Genomic DNA, 6,057 nt, shown 5'->3' on the forward strand with positions numbered 1-6,057 from the left:
CACTAAATCTAAAAAATCCAAAACGTATTTAAAATGGCTCAAAAGAAGAAATTCAAAATCACACTTGATGCAATTATATCATGGGGTGCTACCGTTGTAATTATTGGTGCGATGTTTAAAATTTTGCACTTACCAGGTGGTGCTATCATTATTGGTATTGGTTTAGGTACAGAAGCCTTACTTTTCTTTATCATGGGTTTTGTTCCTCCTCATAAAGACCCAAAATGGGAGAAAGTTTATCCACAGCTTTCAGAAGATTATGTTGGTGATTTACCAGACATGAATAAACCTGTTAAATTAAATGAGTTAGAAATAAAGGGTGGTGCAGCAGGCGGTGGAAGTTTCTTGCCAGACCTTAAAATAGGTGATGATATTACTGCTAAAATAAAAGAAGGTTTAGAAAACTTTAGTAATAAGGTAGCAGCCATCTCTAATGCGGCTGATGCATCTGTTACCACTAATGAATTTGCAGGTAAGTTAAAAGAAGCTTCTGCGAAAGCTGGGAATTTAAGTTTAGCTTTTGACCAAGCTGCAAGTGGTGTTAGCGAAATTGCTCAAGCTGCCCAACCATCAAAAGAATATCACCATCAAATTAACAATTTGGGTAAAAATATTTCTGCACTTAATGCGGTATATGAATTAGAGTTGCAAGATTCTAGTGCTCATTTAAAATCAATGAATAAATTCTATCAGAACCTTTCACAAACCATGCAAAACTTTAATGAGTCTTTAGAGGATTCTAAACAGTTTAAAGAAGAGGTTGGTAAGCTATCTAAAAATTTATCTAGCTTAAATGCGGTTTATGGTAATATGCTTTCTGCTATGAATCAGCCTAGAGCTTAATACGAGTACATCATACAATTTATTCATCTGATCACTTAAAATAAAAACAGCATGGCAGGCGGTAAAGAAACCCCGAGGCAGAAGATGATTGGTATCATGTACCTTGTATTAATGGCTATGCTAGCCATTAACGTATCTGATACCATTTTGAATGCTTTTTCTACAATAAATAATAGTTTAAAAACATCAACAGCCAATGTTAACGCAAGTTTAACACAATCTGTTTCTGCTTTTGAACAAACAAAGCTTAAGGAAAACCCTGAAAGAGCAAAACCTATCCTAGATAAAATAAAGCAAGTACAAGCAGTTGCTGCCGAACTAAACACTTACATAGATGCCGTTAGAAAAGAATTAGTAGAAGCTGGCGGTGGCATTGTTCCGGAAACTGGTGAAATAAAAAACAGAGATGATTTAGATGTTTCTCCAAGAATTATGTGGGCAGAAGGCAAGAAAGATAAAGGAAAGGGATATTTACTACAAACAAAAGTTAACGAGACGAGAGATAAGTTATTAAGTCTTCTTGACCCTCGTGACAGGGCATCAGTATCATTTTCTTTAGAAGCTAAAGACCCAGAGAAAAGAACAACATCGGGTACTAAAGCAGACTGGGTACAATCTAATTTTGGTGAAGGTACACCAGTTACAGCATCTGTAACCATACTTTCTAAAATAGAAGCTGATGCAAAAAATGCTGAAAATGTTATCGTAAGAAAGCTTTTGTCTAAAATGGATGAAGCTTTAGTAAATTTAGATGCTTTTGCAGCAGTTGCGGTGGCACCTACGTCTTATGTAATACAGGGGCAGCCTTATACCGCAGAAGTTTTCTTAACGGCTTATGATTCAAAACAAAATCCTGATATTGTGGTGAATGGCTCTAGGTTAACCACTAAAGATGGTAGAGGTGTTTATAGCGTAAATACCAATAGTGAAGGGGAGTTTAAATGGAAAGGTACTATAAGAGTAAAACAAACTGATGGTACAGAGAAGATTTATGAAACTCCGGAGCAAACTTACCGTGTAGCAAGACCATCAGCTGTTGTGTCTCCAGATAAAATGAATGTATTTTATATTGGTCCGGATAACCCAGTTTCAGTTTCTGCTCCGGGTATAGCTAAAGAGAAGTTAAAAGTTAGTATGACAGGTGGTAGCCTTTCGGGCGGAAATGGTAAATATGTAGCCAGAGTTAGCGGTGGTTCACAAGCAACAATTACCGTATCAGCAGAAGTTGCACCGGGTAAAACTCAGGTTTTAGGAACTACCAACTTCAGAATTAAAGAAGTACCTCCTCCAATTGCAACGTTTGCAGGTAAGGCATCTGGTACTATCAGTGCTTCTGCTGCAAGAAGTACAGGGAAGTTAGAGGCAGAATTAAGAAATTTTGATTTCGACTTTAAATATAAAATAAGCAAGTTTACGCTTTACGTTCAAAAGCCAAGACAAGATGCTATTATCCTACAATCAAGTGACGATAATTTCTCTGGTCAAATTAAACAAGTTATTGGAGGTTTAAACCCTGGTGATGTTGTTTATTTCTTAAACATATCGGCAGTTGGCGAAACAGGTAAGACGGTTGCTTTAGAAACACCAGTTAGTATACAAGTTGGTAGATAATACTACCTTAAATAATTTTGGTATGAAAAAAATAATTTTTTCTTTTTTGGTTGCTTTAGTTAGCACTTCTGTAGCCTTAGGGCAAACACCCGGTGCTGCACAAACTACTACTCCGGCAGTTGCACAGAAGAAAAAGAAGGCCATTGTTAGATCTATTCATGATTTTACAGATTCTGTGAAATACGATAAAAATATATCTAAAGATAGTATTAAGTGTGCGCCAGAGATGCCAAAAGTTAAGGCAGATGATGTAACCTATAGCAAAAGAGTTTGGAGAGATATCTTCTTTGTAGAAAATGCAAACAAGTTTCTTTCGGCGGCAGAGCCTAAAAAGAATATCATCAGGATTATTTTAGATGAAGTACGCTCTCAAAAAATGGAGGGTTACAATAATGATAAATTTGAACTTGATGTAGATAGCGCAACCATAGACGGTACATTAAATACGCTAGGTATTATCAGTGATGAGGAATTTAGCGATTACGAAAAGAACATCAAGTTTGGTTTAAGAATCATGGAAGACTGGTATTTTGACAAGAACAGATCGGAATTTAAACCATTTATTATTGGGATAGCCGTTATTGTTCCTAATACCGTAAACTTAAATACCGGTCCTGCTTTACCTGGGGCAGGTGGTGGCGCTGCTCCTGGCGGTGTTAGCAATTTAGGTGAGCTTTTAAACAATATGCAGCCTGTAGTTTGGATTAATTATCCTTCTGTAAGAGAGCGATTATGCAAATACATTGTTGCGCATCCAAATGATAAAATCAAATATAGTTTTGATGATATCTTCCAATTAAGATTTTTTAGCAGTGTTATTACCAAAGAATCTACTCCGGAAGACATCAGAATTAAAGACCGTAAAGATTTAGCTACTGGTATTGATAAGTTATTAGAGGCAGAAAGAATAAAACGCTCTTTAACGCAATATGAGCAAGATTTATGGGAGTATTAATCTCTTTAAGCTTGAAGAGGTTGTATCAATAAATCACTATTATTTTTAGATGAGGAGGAGTCGAAGTATTTTTTGAGCATTTCAGGAAATATTTCGACTCCTTAACTATTTCGGCTATTGGGCTTTAAAATAAGGTCTTTCTGGACAAAGCTTTCCAACCCTCATAGGCGGTCATGAAAGTTGTTTTAAAAGGATTTATTTGCCTACAATCCAAATCTTCATAGGTCTTCCTCGTTTTTCAAAAAGATAAGTTTTATGTTTAAGGCAGTTCTGTAAATATCTACTTTAGGAAACTGGCAACTCCGCACATTCTTTCCGACCTCATAGGCGGCCAAGCCTATGCACTTTTTTTTTGAAAAAAGTCTTCAAAAAACGAGGGATGAATTTGTGAATACCTTAGAAAACAATGAATTTATACTGAGGATTTAACTTAAATTATCCGTGTATACCCGTGTATATCCGGATAAATCCGGATAATAGTTGTCTTAATTCTTATAATTGTTTAAATTTTTAGAACAAGTATTGAAAATTGTCATACACGATAGGTAGTAGCCATATAAAAAACTAAAATATAGATGATTACAAAGCATATTAGTCAAATAAAAAAGCTCCTTCAGATAATTTGAATATTTAAAATCTAATACTAAATTGTAACTTAATCGAAAAATATGCGCTATAGGATAGCGGATATTTACTAGTTAGCACCAATTTTAAGACAAGAAAACAATGGACATTTCTGTAATAATATTTTTCTTTATCATTTTAATTTATGTTGCTTCGTTGGTGACAGCAATACGTAAAAAGAAATTTGAAGGGATATTAAAAAAGGTTTTTAAGATTGTTAACTTGACAGCATTTTTCTTGACTTTAGTTTTAATAATTCTTTGGACATTCAATAGACACCTTAGTAACTTGACAATTGAAATTATTCCTTTCTGGACATTTATTATTTCCTCAATAATTATTTTTGGCTTGACAGTTACAAATAAAATTGAAAAAATATTCTATGGAATAATCTTTTATGGACACTTATTCATGACAGTAATTTTAATTATTCCATTCATTGGAATTGGAATAACTTCAATGGTTTATTCTCCATTTTGGACAGACAGCATTCTGTATCAGGACAAAAATGTAATAGTGACAGACAAAACCAGTGGGTTTTTAGCGCCAAAATCTTATCCGACTGTTTACATAAAATGTGGACTGTTATCGCACAAATTCAAGACAAGTCTTTCTCCAGTGTATTCCATAGACAGCGTATCTTTAACTAAAATTGACAATACGAAAATTGAAATTGAAATTCACGGAGACAAGGAGGATATGGACAGAAAAAGCAAACAGACATTTGACTGCAACTGCTTATGACAAACACGACAGAAAAAACTGGTGCTAACAGCACATTGGCAATAGGCGGGGTTTCGTCTCCGCTTGACAGTTTTGTGGTAGCCGAAAGTTCAGTTCTCCGAACAAACTTTTGTACTGAAAAGTCCGCCCATCGCCAATCTGCAAAACGTTATAGGGCATTTTAAAGAACGACACTATGAAACTTAATTTACCTTTATTTATATTATATTTCTGCGTTATTGGTTGTTTAAATACTGATCAAAAACGACAAATCGACGTTCCACCGCGTTTTGTTTCCAACGACACCACAGACGGAAAACAGTTTATAGCTATTTTGAAACCTGATACTGAATTTAAAAGCACCGAACTGACAAAAGCAGACCTGAAACTAATAGACGATTTACTGAATGAAGCTGTTAATGGTTTTAATAAAAGACAAGAAAAAAGGAGAAAAGATGGAAAAACATTTGGTTCACCTATTGACCTAAAAAAATATAAACGACAATATATCGCACACAAGAATAAAGAAGGAACTAGAGAAGTTTGGATAAATTGTTTCTGCCGAAGTCATGATGATACAAAATGGAAGACTGAATTAGTAGTTGTAGAGGATGGTGGAAGTTGTTTTTTCAATCTAAAAATTGACTTGACAAACAAACAATATTTTGAATTTAGTGTGAATGGACTCGCATAAAAAAACGCCCTATAACCACAGGTTTAAAAAATTGCGGGGCGAAGTGCTTTCACTTTTTTCATCACTTTTTATTAAATTTAGTGCGGGCTGACAGAGGTTCTGCAAGTAAAACCGCAATATTCTTAAACCTGCAAACCGTTATCGGGCAGCCTAAAAGACGACACAGGAAATATATGACAGACTTCAAAACATATTACAATTCAAAATTTCGACAAGACATTAACCAGTTCTTTTCGACAATTCCAGATGATAGTAGGTTTCACGAAGACAAAGACAAAAAAACAAATTTTTTCAATTCAACACGAAAGATTGACCACTTCAAAAAATCACTTGGACTTTTTGGACAAAGACGAAAAAGAGTATTTCGGTGTTGCTCTTTTCTTTACAGTTTTGACGGATATGGTTTGCTATACTTATTACAAAGACAACTATGAAAAATTCCAAAGTTTGACTCGCTACCCAAAACTAATTGGAAATTGTTTAAGTTGGTGTCGCTATCATTTGCACCCGAGAGACATTTTTTATGCAATGAATCAAGGAAGAAAACCATCTGAACCACAGCTATTATTTATTGACAAGTTTTCTGATGCAATTGACACAATGAAAA

6 protein-coding genes are annotated in these 6,057 nt (G+C 34.7%); all 6 read left to right on the plus strand.

Annotated elements, in window-relative coordinates; genetic code table 11:
* The first annotated feature begins 33 nt into the window (after positions 1–33).
* Positions 34–843 (plus strand): type IX secretion system motor protein PorL/GldL, encoded by an 810-nt coding sequence (gene porL, locus H510_RS0117305; RefSeq protein WP_026905463.1) that lies wholly within the window; start codon positions 34–36, stop codon positions 841–843.
* 51 nt (positions 844–894) lie between these two features.
* Positions 895–2,454, plus strand: coding sequence for a type IX secretion system motor protein PorM/GldM (gene porM / locus H510_RS0117310; protein WP_026905464.1), 1,560 nt, complete (start codon positions 895–897; stop codon positions 2,452–2,454).
* A 22-nt stretch (positions 2,455–2,476) separates the two neighbouring features.
* Positions 2,477–3,409: a type IX secretion system ring subunit PorN/GldN gene (gene porN, locus H510_RS19760; RefSeq protein ID WP_155978034.1), complete on the plus strand. Its 933-nt coding sequence runs from the start codon at positions 2,477–2,479 to the stop codon at positions 3,407–3,409.
* Between the two features lie 726 nt (positions 3,410–4,135).
* Positions 4,136–4,777, plus strand: a complete 642-nt coding sequence (locus tag H510_RS0117320) for a hypothetical protein (protein ID WP_026905466.1) — start codon at positions 4,136–4,138, stop codon at positions 4,775–4,777.
* Positions 4,778–4,952: 175 nt separating this feature from the next.
* On the plus strand, positions 4,953–5,450 hold the full coding sequence (locus H510_RS0117325; RefSeq protein ID WP_026905467.1) for a hypothetical protein: 498 nt from the start codon (positions 4,953–4,955) through the stop codon (positions 5,448–5,450).
* Between the two features lie 339 nt (positions 5,451–5,789).
* Positions 5,790–6,057 (plus strand): hypothetical protein (locus tag H510_RS20435; protein WP_211226603.1); only part of this gene is annotated, 268 nt, incomplete at its 3' end.

The sequence above is a fragment of the Pedobacter glucosidilyticus DSM 23534 genome, assembly GCF_000425145.1.
GTDB classification, from domain to species: domain Bacteria; phylum Bacteroidota; class Bacteroidia; order Sphingobacteriales; family Sphingobacteriaceae; genus Pseudopedobacter; species Pseudopedobacter glucosidilyticus.